At 61.5% G+C, this 20,408-nt stretch carries 19 protein-coding genes and 1 tRNA gene; 14 read left to right on the top strand and 6 right to left on the bottom strand.

The genetic code is table 11. The features are described from left to right. Positions 1–81: 81 nt before the first annotated feature. Both QQL24_RS20975 and QQL24_RS20970 read right to left on the bottom strand, forming a co-directional pair. A complete protein-coding gene (locus QQL24_RS20975) occupies positions 82–612 on the bottom strand; it encodes a YceD family protein (protein ID WP_284314246.1) in 531 nt (176 codons plus the stop codon). Continuing rightward, positions 609–1,160 carry a ubiquinol-cytochrome C chaperone family protein gene (locus tag QQL24_RS20970; RefSeq protein WP_284314245.1) on the bottom strand — a complete coding sequence of 184 codons (552 nt, stop codon included), beginning with the start codon at positions 1,158–1,160 and terminating at the stop codon, positions 609–611. Before QQL24_RS20970 ends, QQL24_RS20975 begins: the two co-directional genes overlap by 4 nt. A 210-nt stretch (positions 1,161–1,370) precedes the next feature. On the opposite strand from QQL24_RS20970, the gene QQL24_RS20965 reads away from it, so the two are divergent. Then, entirely contained in the window at positions 1,371–1,856 is a 486-nt protein-coding gene (locus QQL24_RS20965) for an outer membrane protein assembly factor BamE (protein WP_284314244.1), read from the top strand. A 43-nt stretch (positions 1,857–1,899) separates the two neighbouring features. Here the strand turns inward: QQL24_RS20965 and QQL24_RS20960 are convergent, their stop codons facing one another. Next, a complete protein-coding gene (locus QQL24_RS20960) occupies positions 1,900–2,310 on the bottom strand; it encodes a GtrA family protein (RefSeq protein ID WP_284314243.1) in 411 nt (136 codons plus the stop codon). A 680-nt stretch (positions 2,311–2,990) separates the two neighbouring features. On the opposite strand from QQL24_RS20960, the gene QQL24_RS20955 reads away from it, so the two are divergent. The 3 genes from QQL24_RS20955 to QQL24_RS20945 all read left to right on the top strand — a co-directional run bounded on the left by QQL24_RS20955 (position 2,991) and on the right by QQL24_RS20945 (position 4,079). Continuing rightward, positions 2,991–3,203, top strand: coding sequence for a cold-shock protein (locus QQL24_RS20955; protein ID WP_284314242.1), 213 nt, complete (start codon positions 2,991–2,993; stop codon positions 3,201–3,203). 32 nt (positions 3,204–3,235) lie between these two features. Then, positions 3,236–3,616: a hypothetical protein gene (locus tag QQL24_RS20950; protein ID WP_284314241.1), complete on the top strand. Its 381-nt coding sequence runs from the start codon at positions 3,236–3,238 to the stop codon at positions 3,614–3,616. A 229-nt stretch (positions 3,617–3,845) separates the two neighbouring features. Then, complete coding sequence (locus QQL24_RS20945) at positions 3,846–4,079, top strand: hypothetical protein (RefSeq protein WP_284314240.1); 234 nt, start codon at positions 3,846–3,848, stop codon at positions 4,077–4,079. Positions 4,080–4,187: 108 nt separating this feature from the next. Here QQL24_RS20945 and QQL24_RS20940 read toward each other — a convergent pair. From QQL24_RS20940 to cysG, 3 genes are all read right to left on the bottom strand, one after another. Continuing rightward, positions 4,188–4,265: transfer RNA gene (locus QQL24_RS20940), tRNA-Pro, on the bottom strand. Between the two features lie 204 nt (positions 4,266–4,469). After that, on the bottom strand, positions 4,470–4,787 hold the full coding sequence (locus QQL24_RS20935; RefSeq protein WP_284314239.1) for a hypothetical protein: 318 nt from the start codon (positions 4,785–4,787) through the stop codon (positions 4,470–4,472). Between the two features lie 256 nt (positions 4,788–5,043). Continuing rightward, positions 5,044–6,459, bottom strand: a complete 1,416-nt coding sequence (gene cysG, locus QQL24_RS20930) for a siroheme synthase CysG (protein WP_284314238.1) — start codon at positions 6,457–6,459, stop codon at positions 5,044–5,046. Positions 6,460–7,270: 811 nt separating this feature from the next. Between cysG and proS the strand changes: the two genes are divergently transcribed. The 10 genes from proS (at position 7,271) to tsf (ending at position 20,361) form a co-directional block, all read left to right on the top strand. Next, on the top strand, positions 7,271–8,590 hold the full coding sequence (gene proS / locus QQL24_RS20925; protein WP_284314237.1) for a proline--tRNA ligase: 1,320 nt from the start codon (positions 7,271–7,273) through the stop codon (positions 8,588–8,590). A gap of 226 nt (positions 8,591–8,816) precedes the next feature. Then, a complete protein-coding gene (locus tag QQL24_RS20920; protein WP_284314236.1) occupies positions 8,817–10,094 on the top strand; it encodes a glycosyltransferase in 1,278 nt (425 codons plus the stop codon). A gap of 260 nt (positions 10,095–10,354) precedes the next feature. Beyond that, complete coding sequence (locus QQL24_RS20915) at positions 10,355–11,023, top strand: dienelactone hydrolase family protein (protein ID WP_284314235.1); 669 nt, start codon at positions 10,355–10,357, stop codon at positions 11,021–11,023. Between the two features lie 216 nt (positions 11,024–11,239). Then, positions 11,240–12,538, top strand: a complete 1,299-nt coding sequence (locus tag QQL24_RS20910; protein WP_284314234.1) for a lipoprotein-releasing ABC transporter permease subunit — start codon at positions 11,240–11,242, stop codon at positions 12,536–12,538. Positions 12,539–12,540: 2 nt separating this feature from the next. Then, a complete protein-coding gene (locus QQL24_RS20905; protein ID WP_284314233.1) occupies positions 12,541–13,236 on the top strand; it encodes an ABC transporter ATP-binding protein in 696 nt (231 codons plus the stop codon). Positions 13,237–13,898: 662 nt separating this feature from the next. Then, positions 13,899–17,369, top strand: a complete 3,471-nt coding sequence (gene dnaE, locus QQL24_RS20900; RefSeq protein ID WP_284314232.1) for a DNA polymerase III subunit alpha — start codon at positions 13,899–13,901, stop codon at positions 17,367–17,369. Between the two features lie 62 nt (positions 17,370–17,431). After that, positions 17,432–17,665: an AbrB/MazE/SpoVT family DNA-binding domain-containing protein gene (locus QQL24_RS20895; RefSeq protein ID WP_284314231.1), complete on the top strand. Its 234-nt coding sequence runs from the start codon at positions 17,432–17,434 to the stop codon at positions 17,663–17,665. After that, positions 17,665–18,069 carry a type II toxin-antitoxin system VapC family toxin gene (locus QQL24_RS20890; RefSeq protein ID WP_284314230.1) on the top strand — a complete coding sequence of 135 codons (405 nt, stop codon included), beginning with the start codon at positions 17,665–17,667 and terminating at the stop codon, positions 18,067–18,069. Before QQL24_RS20895 ends, QQL24_RS20890 begins: the two co-directional genes overlap by 1 nt. Positions 18,070–18,270: 201 nt before the next feature. After that, positions 18,271–19,278, top strand: coding sequence for a 30S ribosomal protein S2 (locus tag QQL24_RS20885; protein ID WP_284314229.1), 1,008 nt, complete (start codon positions 18,271–18,273; stop codon positions 19,276–19,278). A gap of 150 nt (positions 19,279–19,428) precedes the next feature. Then, complete coding sequence (gene tsf, locus QQL24_RS20880; RefSeq protein ID WP_284314228.1) at positions 19,429–20,361, top strand: translation elongation factor Ts; 933 nt, start codon at positions 19,429–19,431, stop codon at positions 20,359–20,361. Positions 20,362–20,408 lie beyond the last annotated feature (47 nt).

Here is a 20,408-nt window from a genome sequence, read left to right as displayed (position 1 = left end):
GGCCCACGTTTTGCTTGCCTGGTTCCTTGCCTTGTTGCCGATTCTCGTCGGAAAACTGTGTGACGCTTTTCCCGACTCTGCTTAGCGGCCCTTGTTCTTGAGCGCGTTGAGAGCGGCGAAGGGGGAGAGAGAGGGATCCTCCTCCGGCGCCTCGAAGTCGATGCCCGGCTTGCGGGGATAGGGATCGAGCGCCAGCGCCAGGAATTCGGTGATGATGGCGCCAAGATCTATCTCGCCGCCCGTGAGCAGGTCTGGCGGATCCTCAGCTTCTGGGTCGTTGAGCTCGGCGAGGTCGAAATCGGCGTTGGGGTCCTTCCCGTCCGGCGAGAAGCGAATATCGACCGGTGCTTCGACCGTGCTCTCGAAATCCTCGGCCGAGACCACGCAGGTCTGCGTCAGGCGGGCATGGACGGTGCCGCCGACGGCAAGGCCATCCTTGCGGAAGGGTTTCACCACCAGTTTGGCGCCGAGTTCGGCGATGCCGGGCAGGCCCAGCTGGTGCGCGACCGCCTCGCGCTCGGGCTCCGTCGTGGTGATGTTGAAATGGCGGCCGGAGCCTGGAATCTCGTGGACATGCACCGGCAGTGAGAAGATGGGCTTGTCGTTGCTCATGCGCTGGCACCCAGGGTGAGAGGAGGTGAGGGGAAGGGGATGGCGTCGCACACGAGGGCATCGGCCGGCACGCCGGCCAGGGCTTCGCTGGCCCGCCGGATGTAGTCGGCAAGAGCCTGCGCCTCGCCTCGCCGTTCCGCGTTGCGGCCGTAGATATTACGCAGCAGCGCCTCCGGCAATTCGGCCTTGTCGCTGCTCACCAGCGCCTTGCCGTAGGCGGCGGAACAGCCGGTATAGATATCGGCGACCTTGCGCATCTTCTTCGGCACACTGAGATCGCCCACGCCCATTTCGCGCATCGCCCTGTCGAGTTCGGCGAAGAAGCGGTCGCAGACCCCGCGCGCCAGCTCATGGATCTCGCCCTTTTCGTCGTTGAGGCGATGCATCAGCAGGAAGAGATGGAGCAGCATCATGTCGATGCGACCCTCGACCGTGTCAGGCACGCGACCATCGGTGAAAAGCACGGGGTCGCGGCTCTGCGCCAGAATCTGGTCGTAAAGACGCGATATCTGAGCATCGCGCTCCTTGTTGCGAAAAAGGCCGAACATGATCCCCTTTAGTTGCAGCGAGAGCCGGCATTCACGGATTGGCAGCTTATCGACGCTAGAAAGCCATTTGTTTCGATCGTGCGGGCGAATTTCACACCATATAAGTGGATGTTCCCCGAGCGCCAAGGTTGAATTTCACTTACAAGCGGGTTACGCCAGAGCCCGCGCGACGACAAGGCGAACGAGCCCGTGCACCCTATGGAGGCCAAAGTGAGTGTAGTTGTGTTGCCCCCCAGTTTCCGGTCGCGAGCGCTGGCCGCCGCGGTCGTGATATCCGTTGCCGGCCTGCTGCAGAGTTGCGGCTCGATGTCGATGGGGGAAACCAATGTGCATGGCATCGTGGTGACCGAGAGCACGCTGTCCGCCATCAAGCCGGGCACCTCGCAGGCTCAGGTCCTCGACGTGCTGGGTACGCCCTCCACCACCTCGACGCTTGACGGCCAGGCCTTCTATTATGTCTCGCAGACCACGGCCCGCCCGGTGGCCTTCCTGGCGCCGCATATCGTCGATCGCAATGTGCTGGCCGTCTATTTCGACAAGGGCAAGGTGAGCCGCGTCGCCAATTACAGTCTGAAGGACGGCGTGGTCTTCGATTCGATCACGCGCACCACGCCCACCGCCGGCGGTGACCTCAACTTCATCACCCAGCTCGCTCGCGGCATGACCGCCGGTATCCCGGGCTTCGGCAACAACTAAGCGCAGGCGAATCTGGCGGGCGCGGTCTTGGCCGGCCCGCGCTTCAGCTCGCTTTGGGCGCGAAAACGATCTTCAGATAGCTCCAGAAATTGACGCTCATCGAAACGCCGGTGGCCAGGGCCGCGGCCAGCACCGGCCTGCCCGCGAAGGGGCCGTCCAGCGCCACGAGCATCGCGAACACCCCGAGATTGATGAGCCCTGCCAGGGCGCTCGCCGAGGCGTATTGCGCGAACTCGGCGAGGCTGGGCGCACCCGCTCGGTCGCTGAAAGCGAGCGAGCGGTTGATCAGCCACGTCGCCACCAGCGCGCAGGCGAAGGATATCAGGCGGGCTAGGTCAATGTTCAGGCCCTGATGCACCAGCGCCGTTAGGATAGCGGCGTCGACGGCGAAACCCCCAAGACCGGCTAGGGCAAACAAGCATAGCCGCGCTTTCAGCGACCGTTCGGCCGGCATGCCCAGTCTCTTCGTCAACGAGCCTCTCCCAAAAGGGATCTTCATCTTACACATGCCGCGGCGTAGCACGCTTTGGCAAGCTCCCTCGAGGCCAGTCGGTGGCATCAAAAGGGTGGAGGCCATCAGCCGGGAGTAGGGGCCGATCCTCTCCGCGCATGATGGCAACGCTGCATGTCCCGCTTTCCTCAGGGATTGTCTAAACGGGGTTGGCGCGGGAGATATTGCAGCTGCGAGATGTTCGGAGGCTAACGCCATAAGGCAAGGGGTAATAGGGGTATGTCGTATAGGTTCCCCGTCCCTCTGTTTGTCTAGAAAGAAATTGAAGCGAAAATCGATCTATTGTTATTCTTGTTTCAGGAAATCGAATTATTTTTCGATTGTTGTAGCTTATGGTGCCGCTTTGTCTTGACCTGCCTGATATGTTCGGGCACCTTCTTGCGATCGATTTTCGGCCGAACGACTTGGCCCGGCGTCGTGGCTTCGCCAGACGCATGCCGACAAGCTCTTCCCTGAATTCGACTATCGCAGAGGTCCGTGCTCCGCGCGGACTCGAAGCATTTTCCAGAAGGGTCGGCCAGGCTTTTCGGTTAGGAAAATGCGCCAAAACAAAGAGTTGGAGCAAATTACGATAAGATCGCGATTTGCTCCAGGCTTTCACTACGTTGAAGGAATAGCTCACGATGAGCACTGGTACCGTAAAGTGGTTCAACACCCAGAAGGGTTATGGTTTCATTCAGCCCGACGATGGCTCGAAGGACGTTTTTGTTCACATCAGCGCCGTTGAACGCGCTGGTCTGTACGACCTGCGCGAAGGCCAGAAGGTCAGCTATGAGCTGATTCAGGATCGCCGTTCTGGCAAGTTGGCTGCCGACCAGCTCAAGGCGGCTGCGTAAATCCGCCACCGAAGCCTTTCGGTAAACCCGATTTGCAAGAAAAGCCGGTGCAGCAATGCGCCGGCTTTTCTTTTGCATTGCACTTTGAGTTCTTCCGATTCCTTGAGTTTCTACAGTTCTTTGCGCTTGAAGACATGCAGGAACAAGCGCACACTCGTAGCGTTCATGTCGCGAGGGAAGTCCCTCATGAGCCGGTCCATTCAAGAGCAGCCGGCGATCGGAGGTTCGTCATGGATATGAGTGAAATGATCACGGGCTTTCTCGTTGCCCTGGTGATTACCATATTGGTTATCGATACGATTGTGGATTGGCGCGCGCCTTCGCAGGCTCGCAGGCAACTGGCCGTTGCGGCCGGAAGACCGGGACAGCACAGCCTCGATCCGAAGATCGCTTGCGATATCGTATGGTGCTGAACCCGCCTCCTGCGAAAGCCGCGACGGGCGTTGCAGAATGGGTGCGCTTTGGGGCTGTCGTAGCTCAGGCCTCGGGTGGATAGCTGCGTAGCTGCCATAAACAAGCGTTGCGTGAACAAAAGCGAGATTCGGCGCTTGAAGCCTGAGTTCGAAACAGCGTGACATGCGGATTGTCATGTCAAAAAATGATCGGTCGCATTCTGGCAGCGCCATGCTGAAGGAGGCGAATATGACTCTCTCCGCCAAAGACGTTATCGCCATTCTAGGACCTGTCGACGAAACACGGATCGCCGATATTCTTGCCACCGAGGCAACGGTCGACGATCTTGCCGAAGCCTGGGCTTGGATCAACAGCGACGAGGCATTGATCAACGCTGGCCGCTCCCTGCCTTCGGGCAAGGTTGCCGACCTGGTCGATTTGCTTTCGACCGATATGGATGAGTTCGAAAACGAGGAGAGCTGAGCGCCAGGCTCCCACCGGACGGGGGTCACCGGCACGGACAACACGGCCGAGGCCCGCCATATTCCCCGTGGGGCCAAGAGATCAAACGATCGATCTTGCTCAGGAAAATGGTCGGAGCGAGAGGATTCGAACCTCCGACCCCTAGTCCCCCAGACTAGTGCGCTAACCGGGCTGCGCTACGCTCCGACGTGGCGGCGCTTATAGGCGGTGAATCGCCGGATGGCAATCACCAATACGCCCCCAAAATGCATTTGCGTGTGAGAAGCTGCCGGGCATTGTCATGCACGGCGTGCGAGATCCCGGCATGGCCTACGAGGCGCTACAAAAGAAAACGCTCCAGCGGAAAGATATCCCGCTGGAGCGCCCGAGGCCTCGGCGAGGTCCTGGAAATCAATAGCGAGGATGGCAGTAGCCGCCGCGCGGACCGAGCCAGGTGCCGGGCGGGCAGGCGCGGCCGTAACCGCTGCGGTTGGCCGGAATCGTGCCATCATAGCCATAGCCATTATAATAACGGGGAGCCGGCCGGTAGGCACCGACACAGCGGCCCCATTTGTTGGGCACATAACCGCGCGGACAGCCATAGGCGATATCCTGCATCAACCCGGAATCGGTGGTGACGCCGGGAGCGGCCGTCATCGCCGAAGAGGTGGCAGGAAGTGCCGCAAGGCCCATTGTGGCAAGGAAAGCAGTGATAACGAGTCTCTTCATTGCGATCTCCAATCCGATTCTTGCTCGCGCGAGGAACCTACCACTTACAATTGACAGGAGAACACAAAAGTTCCTGCAAGGAGAGTTTTCGAATTTGAGTATCGCTGCGGAAGGATTTTAGCGCCGCTTGGCCTTTACCGAAAACCGGCGTCCACTCTTAAGCAAGATGCCTATGGAGCTTCCGGAAGAGTGACAGAACCTGCGTCGAAACAAGAAACCAAGCAGGCAAAGTATTGGTCTGCCAACGCAAGTCAGCTCAGGGCGCGGCTTCCGACATCGCCCAGCCGAACAGGATGATGCAGGGGCCGTCCAGCTCGTTGGCCGCAAAGACGGACGCCATCGCGGCGATGGTGGTGTGGAAACGCCGCTCACGTGCATGGGTGGCATATTCGACGATGATTGCCGGCGTATCGGGCGCCATGCCGGTGGCGAGCAGGTTCGAGGAAACCTCGCCGACCACGAGCTTACCCATATAGATGGCGCTGGTGGCGGCGGGATCGGCAAGGGCCTTCCAGTCGAGATCGTCAGGCAGCTTGCCGTTCTTGGCGTGGGCCGTGATGTATTGCAGGCGTCTGGCGTGATCGCGATGGGTGAGGGAGACTTCGAGGCTTGCCGCCGCGCCGGAGGCCGCGGTGATGCCGGGAATCACTTGGATCGGCACTCCGGCGGCGCGGCAGGCGGCGATCTCTTCGCCCGCACGCCCGAAGATGAGAGGATCACCGCCTTTCAGCCGCACCACACGCTTGCCTTCACGGGCTAGCGTCACCATCAGCGCATTGATGTCGTCCTGCTTGCAGGATGGGCGATGGCCGCGCTTGCCGGTGATGATGCGTTCGGCCTCGCGGCGGGCGAAATCCAGCACCTCGGGCGATACGAGGTCGTCATGCAGGATGACATCCGCCGCCTGCAACGCACGCACGGCTTTCAGGGTGAGCAGTTCGGGATCGCCGGGCCCGGCGCCGACCAGGGTGACGCTGCCCAGGCCTGGTGCTTGGGCCTCTTGTTCGATCGAGGCAAGGAACGCGGTGCGATCCTTTTCGTCCGGTACATGGTCGGGCTTGCGGAAGGCGGCCGCCACGAAGCGCTCCCAGACCGCCCGCCGCGCATGCAGGGACAGTCCGCGTGCCTGGACCAGCGGGCGCCAGTTGCGCGCGGCCTCGGCCCATTTCTGGAAACCAGCCGGCAGCAGCATCTCGATTCGCGCCCGAATCGCCTGGCCGAAGACGGGAACCGCGCCACTTGTGGAAATGCCGACCACCAGCGGGGAGCGGTTGACGATCGAGCCGAACTGGAAGTCGCAGAAATCGGGCCGGTCGACGATGTTGACAGGCGTGCCGGCCTTGCGGGCGAGCGAAGCCAGCCTTTGCGCTTCCTCATCGTCCGAGACATCGGCGACGATAAGGACCGCGCTGGCGAGATCGCTTTCGTTCCAGGCACGCGCGAGGTGGCCGACGTGGACGCCCTCGCGCGCGCAAAGTTCGGCGAGCGGGGCCTCGGCCTGCGGCGCGATCACGGTGACATGGGCCCCGGTCGAGGCCAGGAGTTCGGCTTTCCAGACCGCACCCTGCGTCGCGCCGATCACCAGCACGGGCTTGCCCGAGAGGCGATAGAAAACCGGCAGTACGGCAAGGGGCGCGATGCGGGCAGGTTGCGAGATAGGGCTACGACTCATCGATCACAGGCTCAACGTGCTTATTTGTCTGGGGAGGGCGCCGATAACTGCTGCCCATCGACCCCAGTCCTGCCGCACGTCACACAGCGCATAAAAACTAATGCAATTCGAACGGGCAGACAATGAACGATGCTCGATCGGTGCCGGCTTCGCGCTCGATGCGGGGGGAGGCGAACTGTGGGACGCGCGTCGCGAGCAGCCTTGTTTGTACCCACAAAAAAAAGCGAGGCTCTCACGAGCCTCGCTTTATTCTAGACCTCGTCCTAACCCATCTTCCCGGGACTTCCTCCACGCATCTTTGTGCTGTTTGAAGTAGCGGGACGGCTGCTCGACACAGTTTCTTCCACTGGCGGCGCCTGCGGGCTTCCTCCCAAGACTTGGACCCTGACTTCCTGTTGCTCATTTCCGAGCTTTGGATGCCCTGTCGTTGACGGAGTGGACGCTAGACGAAGTTTTTTTGCTTGTCACGTCTTTGTGCACCAATCCGCACAAAATTAATATCTTTGCTTAAAATTTGTGCGCGTCATTTCCCTAGGCGGGATGCTTTTGGGTCGGTGGGCAAGGCTTGGGCAGGCTGGCTTGCGATTACAACCCTTTGACAAAAGCGGCAGGAAAGTCGGTTTTCGCTGTTGATCCCTTGTTTTTTGATGCCTGTTCGGGTCAATCTGCCGCCCGCTCGTGGAGAGAACCGATTTGTCTGGACACTTGTCGCGTGAACGCAATCGCGACGGCAGGTCAGGTCGTCCTTTTGCCACACATCCTATTCCGGCCCCAGAGAAGGGCCCTGCATAGTCTGAAGAAGGTCTGTCCGATGCGTCTGAGCCGTTATTTCCTGCCCATCCTGCGTGAGACGCCCAAGGAAGCGGAGGTCGTTTCCCATCGTCTCATGCTGCGTGCGGGCATGATCCGTCAGGAAGCGGCCGGCATCTATGCACTCCTGCCGTTGGGTCTTCGGGTCGTGAACAAGATCAACGCGATCATCCGCGAAGAACAGAACCGGTCCGGCGCCATCGAGTTGCTGATGCCCACCATCCAGTCCGCCGACCTGTGGCGAGAAAGCGGGCGCTATGAGGATTACGGCAAGGAGATGCTGCGCATCAAGGATCGGCAGGAGCGCGACATGCTCTATGGCCCGACCAATGAGGAGATGATCACCGAGATCTTCCGAGCCTATGTGCGCAGCTACAAGGATCTGCCGCTCAACCTCTACCATATCCAATGGAAGTTCCGCGACGAGATCCGTCCGCGCTTCGGCCTGATGCGGGGGCGCGAGTTCCTGATGAAGGACGCCTATTCGTTCGATCTCGATCAGCCGAGCGCGCAGCATTCCTACAACAAGATGTTCGTGGCCTATCTGCGCACCTTTGCGCGGCTTGGGCTCACAGCGATTCCCATGGTCGCGGACACCGGTCCGATCGGCGGCAATCTCAGCCATGAATTCATCATTCTCGCCTCCACGGGCGAGAGCGAGGTATTCTGCCATCGCGATTATCTCTCGATGGCGCCGCCGGCGTCCGGCACCGACTTCGACGACAGGGACGGCCTTCAGAAGATCGTCGATCACTGGACTTCGCTTTACGCGGCCACGGAAGAAAAGCACGACAAAGCCGCCTTCGACGCCTTGCTGGCCGACAAGCAGGTTTCCGCCCGCGGCATCGAGGTCGGCCACATCTTTTATTTCGGCACGAAATATTCCACCCCGATGAAGGCTGTGGTGGCGGGCCCGGATGGTTCGCTGGTGCCCGTGCATGGGGGCTCCTACGGCATCGGCCCGACCCGCGTCGCCGCGGCGGCCATCGAGGCAAGCCATGACGAAGCCGGCATCATCTGGCCGGAGTCGATCGCGCCCTTCAAGGTGGGCCTGATCAACTTGAAGCCAGGCGACAGCGCCGTGGATGCGGCCTGCGGCGACCTTTACATGCAGCTCGGCGCCAAGGGCGTGGACGTGCTGCTCGACGATACCGACGAGCGTCCGGGTGGCAAATTCGCCAAGATGGACCTGATCGGCCTGCCCTGGCAGGTCATCGTCGGGCCCAAGGGGCTGGCGGAAGGCAAGGTCGAGGTGAAGAACCGCCGCACGGGCGAACGCCAGACCATGGCACCCGCCGATGTGCTGGCCCTGTTGACGTAAAAAACCGCTCGAGCATATTGCCAGGGACAACGCTGTCTAAATATATCGTGCTGCCCGGTCCGATTTTTCCGTAGCGATTGGAAAAAATGTGTCAGAATGGGCGCTCGGGAAGACGAGGGCGCGAACTCTGTAGTTGGTAGCAAGGGAGCCCGATCTTCTCGAACCTGTACATCCTCAAATCCAGTGTACAGGTTCGTTTTTGCGACGTGCTCCTTTGAGGAAGGCGATGCCTGTCCGAATCCTTTTCGTCACCGCTTTTCCGCCTTTTCCGATTGACCGCAGCGGTGGCGCGATTCGGTCGCGGCTGCTCCTTGATGCACTCGGCCATTGCGGTGAGGTCGGCTTCTTCTATCTGAACTACCGCAGTCCCGCTCCCGACCTGCGCCAAGTAGCCGGCTCGCCTTTTAACGATGGCACCCTGGAACTGGCGTCATCGGTGCTGATGCCCGGGCGCGGGGGCGGCAGGTTCGCGGCTCATGTCGACAAAGCCGAGCGGGCCCTTGGTCTGGTTTTCGGTAGCGGCTTGGCAGCCGCCGGTCTGCGAGTGAGTCACGATGCGAGCCGGGCGATCGGCGACCTCATAGATCGCAAACAAGTCGACCTGATCGTCGGAAGACTCAGCCGTCCAACGGCGGTCGCTGGTCTGCTCGACGAACGGCGAGTGCCGCTGATCCTCGATGCTGACGACTGGGAACCAAGCCGCACCGCCGCAAGGATCCGCTCAACCCCGCTCCATAATCTGCCCCTGCGCGCCTATCTGCACCGCTACCTTCAAGGCTCGGACTATCTTGGGGCTCGCCTTCTGGAAAGGGCCGAACATGCCTGGCTTGCTTCGGAGATCGATACGTCAAGGATTGCGCGGCCGAATGTTACGACGCTGCCGAACCTGCCCTTGATCAAGACGGGCGAGACGATCGTGCCGCTGGGCCACTCCGACGTGGCTTCAAAGGTGCTGTTCGCTGTCGGCCAGTGGACAAAGGGACAGAATTCCGACGGTATGAAGTGGTTCCTGCGAAGCGTCTGGCCGCGGATTGTCGAGAATGTTCCCCAGGCAGAACTTCGGATCGGCGGGGACGTTCCAGAGGCATTGGCCCGTGATTGGGGCGCGCAGCCGAAGGTCCGGGTTTTGGGTTTCGTCGAGGAGTTGCGTTCCGAATATGAGAGTGCAGCTCTCATTGCCACCCCGATGATTTGGGGCGGAGGCACGAAGATCAAGGTTTTGGAAGCGTTTGCGCATGGCCGCGTGCCTATGGGCCCGGACCATGCTTTCGACGGCCTCGCCGATGCAGCCGCGGCGAAAGCTGCCGCTATCATTGAGAACGATGCAACGAGGCTTGCCACGGCTACCGTGAGCTTGCTCACCAACCCAGAGCAACGGTTTTCGCGCGAAAGCGCTGCCGCGGAATATTACCAGAAAAATTACTCACTCGTTGCATTCAACGAGCATGTCCGCACCACAGTCGAGAGCGTCATGCAGCGAAAACGGCGCGACCTTCCAAATTAAGTCCTGCAGGGGGAGCGGATGCACTATGCGGCTCCCCCTATGCATTTGTTCAAGCGATTGTGACCTTGCAGGCCCGGTTCCGATTTGCCAGGCGTGGCCCACCGTCGATAGTCGGATATGCTGCACGGCTCGTCGATAGCTCCGATCGGAACAGGCGAGGGGTGGTGCGTATATGCTTGCATCCTTCGCCTCCGCGCCAGCCAGCCCGCCACTCCGCACTCACGATTTCATTCCCGCTCCTGACCCCAAAGGAAATTTCCATGACCAAATCACAGTGGATCACGTTGAAGGCCGCCGACGGCGTCGAAATCAGCGCCTACGAGGTCTGGCCCGATGACCCCGCCCGCGGCGGCCTTGTTGTGATCCAGGAGATCTTCGGCGTGAATGGCCATATCCGCCGTGTCGCCGACAGCTATGCCGCCGATGGCTATCACGTCATCGCCCCGGCGATCTTCGACCGCGCCGAGCCGGGTTTCGAGGTCGGCTACGACGACGAAGGCCGCACCAGGGGCATCGCGTTGATGCAGAAGGTGTCGGGCACCGACTCCATGCTCGACATCGCCGCCGCCGTCGAGCTCCTGAAAAAGGAAGGCAAGGTCGGCATCATCGGCTATTGCCTGGGCGGCACCTATGCCTGGCTGGCGGCATCGCAGCTGCCCGTCGATGCCGCGGTGGTCTATTATGGCGGCGGCATCGGCCGCTACTCCGATCGCAAGCCCGGCGTACCCGTGCAGGGCCATTTCGGCCTGCTCGACAGGCATATCCCGCAGTCCGATCTCGACAAGGTGCGGGTCTATCCCAATGCCGAACTCTTCACCTATCAGGCCGATCATGGCTTCAATTGCGACGAACGCTCATCCTACGAACCGGCCAGCGCCGCGCAGGCGCGCGAGCGTGCACTCGGCTTTCTGCGCGCCCAGATTGGCTGATCTTCTCGCAAATTAAGTGATAAAACCTTCTCAAGAATTTGATTTTGAGAAGGTTTTTTATTCCAAAAGTGCTACGTGAAGCTCAGTCAGCTACAAAAAGCCGTGGCAAAGATGGGTATGGTTGAATTTTTGCCGTGCAAACGCCGCGATTCTCGCGGAGTAAGGGGCCAGGGCGTCAGCGCCGGTTGCGCCCTGAGTTTCCCGCCTGGAACCTGAATGAACGACTCCACCCCTATCACCAAATCGTCGGAACCTACAGGAACAGCACCGTTTTCCGCTTTCGAGTGGATGGTGGCGCTGCGCTATCTCTTGCCGCATCGCAAGGGTGGGGTTGCCGCACTGATCGCCGTCATTTCCTTCCTGTGTTTCCTGCTCGGCGTCGCTATTCTGATCATCGTGATGTCGGTGATGAATGGTTTCCGGGTGGAATTGCAGTCGAAGATCCTGGGTTTCAGCGGCCACATCATCGTCACGCCCTCCCAGACGCCGCTCAACGATTTCGAGGCGGTGACAGAGCGCATCGGCAAGGTGCCCGGCGTCAAGCTCGCCGTGCCCTTCGTCGAGGGGCAGGTGCTGGTGTCTTCGCCCTTCTCGGCGAGCGGGGGGCTGGTGCACGGCATGAAGCTCGAGGACATCCAGAAGATGCCGGGGCTCGCCAGCAACATCAAGGATGGCAAGCTCGACGGCAATTTCGACCAGGGGCAGGGCGTCATCATCGGCACGCGGCTGGCGCAGTCGCTCGGTTTGCAGATCGGCGACGGCATCACGCTGATCTCGCCCAAGGGTGATGTCACCGCCCTGGGCACCACGCCGCGCATCAAGGTCTATCCGGTGGTGGCGACCTTCGAGGTCGGCATGTCCGATATCGACTCGGCCTTCGTCATCATGCCCCTGCAGGAGTCTCAGGCCTATTTCAACCGCGATGGCGATGTCACGGGCATCGAGGTCTATGTCGATGATCCCGACCATGTGCAGGCCATCGGCGAAGAGATCGAGAAGGCCGCGGGCCGCCCGGTCACCCTGACCGACTGGCGCCAGCGCAACGCGGCCTTCTTCACTGCTCTGCAGGTCGAGCGCAATGTGATGTTCATGATCCTGATGATGCTGGTGCTGATGGCCTCGCTCGGTGTGGTCTCGAGCATGGCGATGCTGGTGCAGTCCAAGCAGACCGATATCGCCATCATGCGTACCATGGGCGCCACCAGCGGGGCGATGATGCGCATCTTCCTCATCACCGGCATGTCGATCGGCATCATCGGCACCACCTGCGGTCTGGTCGTGGGCCTGGTGTTCTGCCGCTATATCGAAAACATCCAGGAGTTCATCTCTTGGATTTCGAACACCCAGCTCTTCAACTCTGAAATCTATTTCCTGTCGCGCCTGCCGGCCAAGACCGATCCCACGGAGGTCATCGTGGTGGTCATAACCACGCTGGTGCTGTGCTTCCTGGCGACGCTCTATCCCTCCTGGCGGGCCGCGCGGCTCGATCCGGTCGAAGCGCTGCGGGGAGCCTGAGAATGGCGATTGCTGACGGCACACCGGCGCTCGAACTGATCGATGTCCATCGCAGCTACCGTCAGGGGCCGACGGAACTGCGCATCCTGCAAGGTGTCAATCTCACCGTGATGCCTGGCCAGTCCGTGGCGTTGATCGCGCCTTCGGGCGTCGGCAAATCGACGCTGCTGCACACCGCCGGCCTCCTGGAAAGGCCCAATAGCGGCAATGTGGTCGTGTCGGGACAGTCGACCCGCGAGCTCAACGATGCCGGCCGCACCAAGCTGCGCCGCAATACCATCGGCTTCGTCTATCAGTTCCATCATCTTCAGCCGGAATTCTCGGCTTTGGAGAATGTGATCCTGCCGCAGATGATCCGCGGCCTGTCGCGCCGCGAAGCACGCCAGCGGGCGGAGGAACTGTTGACTTTTCTCGGCCTCGGCCAGCGCTTCGGCCACCGGCCTAACGAATTGTCTGGCGGCGAGCAGCAGCGTGTGGCGATCGCCCGAGCGGTTGCCAATGCGCCGCATCTCATCCTCGCCGACGAGCCGACGGGCAACCTGGATCCGGGTACCTCCGACCATGTCTTCGGCACGCTGACGGCGCTGGTGCGGGCCTCGGGCCTTGCGGCTGTGATCGCGACCCACAATCTCGAACTCGCCTCGCGCATGGATCGTCGCGTCACGCTGCGGGAAGGGCAGATCGTCGAGCTCGATTGACGCTGCCGGGTAGGGCCGACCGGCCGCCGCCGAACAGGCTTGTCATATGGTAAACGCCGCTGCCGCCGCTCGCAGCGCATGGAGCGGCCCGGGCTCAGGCCCTTGAAATTCCTCGATAATCCGATTTCTTGGGGGCGAGGTTTGTTCCCGTTCTGCACTCTTTCCGTGCAACGAAACGGAACAGAAGCGCGACGCAAGATGGCAGTTACGCGACGGAGCGCTTGACTCAGAACAAAACGTGAACATATCATCGGTATATTCAAGAGGAGGACGCAATGCTCGCTCGTTTCGCCGAAGATCTCGCCGCCATCACCTCCATGAGCCTGTTCCTGATCATGATTGCCATGTGGACCGGCTTTCTCAGCGGTATTTGATCGCAGGTTTTCCACAATTATCCACAGGCATTCAACAGGCGCGGCAGCCAATATGTGGCGACCATCGGGCGGCGATGGCGGGGCTGAAATGTTCCCTATGGCCACCGATCCGTTTGCCCTGGAGCAAAGCGCGTTTAAGCGTAAACGCTGCTTTGCTCTCACTCTCTGTTTCGACGCGTCTTTGCGATTCTTGCCGATTCCGTCAAATCGCAAAACGCTTTAGATGGTTGAATGGGGATGGGGACGGTGAGTCGTCCCTAGGTTCCGACAGCGGCAGGCGGAGGTATCATGGCAGAGGGCAAGGCGGCGGGGGGACCTGGCTTCGTGCACCTGCATGTGTGTTCATCCTATTCCCTGCTCGAAGGGGCAATGAAAGTCCCCAAGATCGCCGACCTCGCCAAGGCCGACGGCATGCCGGCGGTGGCGCTGACCGATGTCAACAATCTGTTCGGGGCGCTGGAGTTCTCCGAGAAGCTGGCCGGCAGCGGCATCCAGCCGATCATGGGCATCTCGCTCGCTGTCAATTTCGCCGATCGCGAGGACGCCTCGGACCGCCGTCCGCTGCATCAGCGCCGCCTGCCGCGCCTGGTGCTGCTGGCGCAAAGCGAGGAGGGCTATGGCCATCTCATGGCGCTGTCCTCGCATTCCTACACGGATCCCGGCAACGGGGAGGAGGCTCATGTCTCGATCGAGCGGCTGGCGGAACTCGGCGGCGGCCTGATCGTGTTGACCGGCGGCCCATCCGGTCCGCTCGACATGGCCTTGCGCGACGGGCTGGACGAACTCGCTGGCACGCGGCTCCAGCGCCTTTCAGGCCTGTTCGGAGACCGGCTCTATCTCGAGGTGCAGCGCCACGATATGCCCGAGGAACAGCAGATCGAGGCGCCGCTGATCGAACTCGCTTATGCGGCGGGTATCCCGATCGTGGCGACAAACGAAGTCTATTTCGCCTCCCGCGCCGACCATGAATCCCACGACGCGCTGCTCGCCATCGCCGAGGGGCGCATCCTTGCCGAGAACGATCGCCGCAAGGTGACGCCACACCATTACTTCAAGAGCCGCACGGAGATGATATCCTTGTTCAAGGATATTCCAGAGGCTATTGAGAATACGATTGAAATCGCCAAGCGCTGTGCGTTCCGGGTTCGCACCCGCAAGCCGATCCTGCCGCGCTTCTCGACTGGTGTCGACCAGACCGGGCAGCCGGTTGACGAAGCGGTGGAACTTCGCCGCCAGGCCGAGGAGGGGCTGCGCGCCCGGCTTGCCGCCCATGGTCCGGCGCCCGGCCATGACGAAGAGAATTATGCCAAGCGGCTCGAATTCGAACTCTCGATCATCGAGCGCATGAAGTTCCCCGGCTACTTCCTGATCGTGGCGGACTTCATCAAGCATGCGAAGTCGAAGGGTATTCCGGTGGGCCCGGGCCGCGGTTCGGGCGCAGGCTCGCTTGTTGCCTATGCGCTCACCATCACCGATCTCGATCCGCTGCGCTTCAGCCTGCTGTTCGAGCGCTTCCTCAACCCCGAACGTATCTCGATGCCGGACTTCGACATCGACTTCTGCCAGGAGCGGCGTGACGAGGTCATCCGCTATGTGCAGGAGAAGTATGGCGAGGACCGCGTCGCGCAGATCATCACCTTCGGCTCGCTCCAGGCACGCGGCGTGTTGCGCGACGTCGGGCGCACGCTCGAAATGGGCTACAATCAGGTCGACAAGCTCTGCAAGCTGGTGCCGCAGAACCCCGCCAATCCGGTCACCCTGGCCAAGGCCATCGAGGACGAGCCAAAACTGCGCGAATCCGCCAAGGACGACCCAACGGTCGAGCGTCTCCTGACCATCGCCCAGAAGCTGGAGGGGCTCTACCGCCACGCTTCCACACACGCGGCCGGCGTTGTAATCGGCGACCGTCCCCTGGTGCAGTTGGTGCCGCTCTATCACGACCCCAAGACCGCGATGCCGATGCCGGCGACACAGTTCAACATGAAGTGGATCGAGCAGGCGGGCCTGGTGAAGTTCGACTTCCTCGGCCTGAAGACGCTGACCGTGCTGCAGCGCGCGCTCATGTTCCTGGCCCAGCGCGGCATCGAGCTCGACCTTGCCAGCGTACCGCTGGACGATGCGAAGAGCTACGAGATGCTCGGCCGCGGCGAGACGGTGGGCGTGTTCCAGGTTGAAAGCGCGGGCATGCGCAAGGCCCTGCTCGACATGAACGCCGACCGCTTCGAGGACATCATCGCCCTGGTGGCGCTCTATCGCCCGGGCCCGATGGCGAACATCCCGGTCTACAACGCCCGCAAGAAGGGTCTGGAAGAGCCCGACTATATGCTCGACCAGCTCAAGCCGGCGCTGGAAGAGACTTATGGCGTGATCATCTACCAGGAGCAGGTGATGCAGATCGCGCAGATCCTCTCCGGCTATACGCTGGGCGAGGCCGACATGCTGCGCCGCGCCATGGGCAAGAAGATCAAGGCGGAGATGGACGCCCAGCGCGCCCGCTTCGTGGAGGGCGCCGTCGAGCGCGGCACCAAAAAGGCCAAGGCGGACGAGATCTTCGACTATCTCGCCAAATTCGCCGATTACGGTTTCAACAAGAGCCACGCCGCCGCTTATGCGCTGGTTTCCTATCATACCGCCTATCTGAAGGCGAACTATCCGGTGGAGTTCATGGCGGCCTCGATGTCGCTCGATATCTCCAACACCGACAAGCTCAATGAATTTCGCCTGGAAGCGCGCCGCCTCGGCATCAGGGTCGAGCCGCCTTCCATCAACCGGTCTGGTCCGGATTTCGAGGTGCATGACGGCGCCATTCGCTATGCCCTCGGCGCCGTCAAGGGCGTCGGTCCAGCGGCCATGCAGCGCCTGGTCGAGATCCGTGGCGATGAACCGTTCTTCGACCTTGGCGATTTCGCGAGCCGCATCGATCCCAAGGCCATCAACAAGCGTATTTTGGAGAGTCTTGCTGCCGCCGGCGCCTTCGATGAGTTCGACCGCGACCGGGCGCGCATCACGGCCTCCATCGATGCCATCATGGCGCAGGCCCAGCGCGCCCATGCCGAAAAGAGCGAAGGGCAGGGCGACATGTTCGGCGCCGCCTCGGGACCCGAGCCGTTGAAGGGTATGATTGTCGAGCCCTGGGAACCGTCGGACCGCCTGCAGCGCGAATTCGACGCCATCGGCTTCTTTCTGTCGGGCCATCCGCTCGATGCCTACACCACGGCGCTGGACCGCCTCCAGGTGCCATCCTGGACCCAGTTCACCCAGAAGGTGAAGCAGGGCGCGACGGCCGGCCGCCTGGCCGCAACGGTGCTGTCGCGTTCCGAACGCAAGACGCGCACCGGCTCGAAGATGGGCGTGATCATGCTCTCCGACGCCTCGGGACAGTTCGAGGCAGTGATCTTCTCCGAGGGGCTGGCGCAATATCGCGAGTTGCTGGAGCCCGGTACGGCGGTGCTGATCGCCGTGCAGGCCGCACATGAAGGCGATGACGTGCGCATTCGCATCGTCACAGCCGAGCGGCTGGACGCGGCCACGGCCAAGACCCAACGCGGCATCAAGGTCTTCCTGCAGGGCGACCAGGCGCTCGATTCGGTCGCCAAGCGCCTGGGGCAACGGGGAGAGGGTGAGGTCTTCCTGATCCTGCAGATCGAGGATGGCCAGCGCGAGGTCGAGCTGAAGCTGCCGGGCCGCTATCTGGTCACGCCGCAGATCGCTGGCGCCATCAAGGCGATACCGGGCGTGGCGACGGTGCAGCAGATGTAGTGCGATGGCTGTTTTCGTGCTAAGTAATGCATCTTCTAAAAATTGCATTACCGAGGTGCTCGATGACAGCGACAGTGACAAGCAAGGGGCAGGTGACGCTGCCGAAGGAAGTGCGCGATCTGCTTGGCGTGGGGCCAGGCAGCCTCATCGACTTCCGGCGCGCTCCCGACGGCAGTATCGTGCTGGTCAAGGCGGACAAGAAGGAGGCTGCGAGCCGCTTCGCCAAATGGCGGGGCAGCGCGGATGCGGGCCTCAGCACGGATGAGATCATGGCTATGACGCGCGGTGAGGATTGATGGTTCTCGTCGACGCCAATATCTTGATTGACCTGGTAACAAACGATTCCGCCTGGTCGTCATGGTCGTTGGCGCGGCTGGAGGAGGCTGCGCTTGCGGGCTCTATTTTGATCAATGACGTCATCTATTCCGAGATATCGATGGGATTTCAGCGGATTGAGGACCTCGACCTTATGCTCGCGGAGACCATGGTTGGTCTTGTGCCGATGCCCCGGGCCGCTCTATTCCTAGCAGGCAAGGCCTTTCGGCAGTATCGCGCCAATGGCGGTACGCGCACTGGGGTGCTGCCTGACTTCTTCATAGGGGCCCATGCGGCCGCGCAAGGCTGGCCGATTCTCACGCGTGATGTTCGGCGCTATCAGACCTACTTCCCCACGGTGCGGCTTATAGCGCCGTCATCCTGATCGAGATCCGGTCAGACGGATGGAATTTGCGCAGTTCGCGCTTGCTTATTCGAGGGCGCGCCCTTATAGACCCGCCCATTCCACACGCGGACGAAGCAGCGCAAGTTGCTCCGGTGCCGTGCTATTGCTTTGGGCCGGAATGGTCTGGCGAGGCGAGCACGGTGGATGTCCGCGGAGGCTTTTAAACCGGGGTTTACTACCATGGCACTGCCAGATTACTCGATGCGCCAGCTCCTCGAAGCGGGCGCGCATTTCGGCCATCAGTCGCATCGCTGGAACCCGAAGATGGGTCCCTATCTCTTCGGCGTGCGCAACGGCATTCACATCATCGACCTCGCGCAGACGGTTCCGGCCTTCCACCGCGCTTTGCAGGCCGTGTCCGACACGGTTGCCCGCGGCGGCCGCGTGCTCTTCGTCGGCACAAAGCGCCAGGCTCAGGATGCGGTGGCTGATGCGGCCCGCCGTTCGGCTCAGTATTACGTCAATTCGCGTTGGCTCGGCGGCACGCTGACCAACTGGAAGACGATCTCGAACTCGATCCAGCGTCTGCGCAAGCTCGACGAACTGCTCTCCGGTGGCGCCCAGCAGGGTTACACCAAGAAGGAGCGCCTCGACCTGACCCGCGAGCGCGACAAGCTCGAGCGCGCCCTCGGCGGTATCAAGGACATGGGCGGCACGCCCGACCTGATCTTCATCATCGATACCAACAAGGAAGACATCGCGATCAAGGAAGCCCGCCGCCTCAACATTCCGGTGGCTGCGATCCTCGATTCGAATTCCGATCCCGATGGCATTACCTTCCCAATTCCGGCCAATGACGATGCCGGCCGCGCCCTGTCGCTCTATTGCGACCTCGTTGCCCGCGCCGCTCTCGATGGCATTTCCCGCGCTCATGGCGATCTCGGCATCGATATCGGGGCCGAGGAAGCGCCGGTTGTCGAGGAACTGCCGGTTGCCGAGGAGACCTCGGGCGAGACTTTCGAACTTCTCTCGGCTCCCCGCGGCGCTCCCGACGATCTGTCGAAGCTGACCGGTGTCGGCCCGCAGCTTGAGAAGAAGCTGAACGAAGGCGGTCTGTGGCATTACTGGCAGTTTGCTGCCATGACGCCGGAAGATATCGCCAAGGTCGACAGCGAACTCAAGCTCAACGGCCGCGTAGAGCGCGATGGCTGGGTGGAGCTCGCTCGCAACCTGGTCGCCGGCGCCTGAGATCGACGGGCTGCAATTTTTCCGCGCCCATCCTATATATCGTGAAATACGGCCCGGTTGCTCGCATTCCGTTTGTCACATCGGAATGCTAAGCGCCGGGCCGCTTCCCATCGCCGGACTGATTCCGGTTTCCCAACGAGGTATTCCCTGATGTCGAACATTACCGCCGCCATGGTGAAGGACCTGCGCGAACAGACCGGCGCGGGCATGATGGATTGCAAGGCTGCTCTCACCGAGGTGGCCGGCGACATCGAAGCGGCTGTGGATTGGCTGCGCAAGAAAGGCCTGTCCAAGGCCGCCAAGAAGGCCGGCCGCGTGGCCGCCGAAGGCCTGGTCGCCTTGCTGGTCGAGGGCAACAAGGGCGTTGCCGTCGAGGTGAACTCCGAGACCGACTTCGTGGCTCGCAATCCGGAATTCCAGGATCTCGTGTCCGGGATCGCCGGGGTGGCGCTCAAGGTCGGCAGCGATGTGGAAGCCATCAAGGCCGCTCCGTTCGGCGGTGAGGGCACCGTTGCCGACAAGATCTCCGCCACGGTCGCCAAGATCGGCGAGCATATGTCGCTGCGCCGTGCCGAGACGCTGTCGGTCGGCCAGGGGGCTCTGGCCACCTATGTCCATAACCCGGTGGTGCCGAACAAGGGCCGTATCGGCGTGATCGTCGCGCTCGAGTCGACCGGCGGCAATGCCGAGAAGCTTGCCGAGCTCGGCCGCCAGATCGCCATGCATGTCGCATCCTCCAATCCGGTTGCGGTCGATGCCGCCGGCGTCGATGCCGCCACCATCGAGCGTGAGAAGGGCATCCTGGCCGATAAGTATCGCGAGCAGGGCAAGCCGGAAGCGGCGATCGCCAAGATCGTCGAGAGCGGCATCAAGACCTATTTCAAGGAAGTGACGCTGCTCGAGCAGCCCTTCATCTTCGAGCCTTCGAAATCGGTCGGCCAGGCTCTCAAGGAGAGCGAAGGTGCCGCTGGTGGCCCGATCAAGGTGGCTGGCTTCATCCGCTACGCCCTCGGCGAGGGCATCGAAAAGCAGGAAAGCGACTTCGCTGCCGAAGTCGCCGCCCAGGCCGGGCACGCCGCCTGAGACAGGTCGAGAAAATGATCACATGGTCATGCTTCGGCCATGTGGAT

Source organism: Labrys miyagiensis, assembly GCF_030160835.1.
GTDB classification, from domain to species: domain Bacteria; phylum Pseudomonadota; class Alphaproteobacteria; order Rhizobiales; family Labraceae; genus Labrys; species Labrys miyagiensis.
Note: the sequence above shows the minus strand (reverse complement) of the source record. Positions and strands in the feature narration are given on the sequence as shown.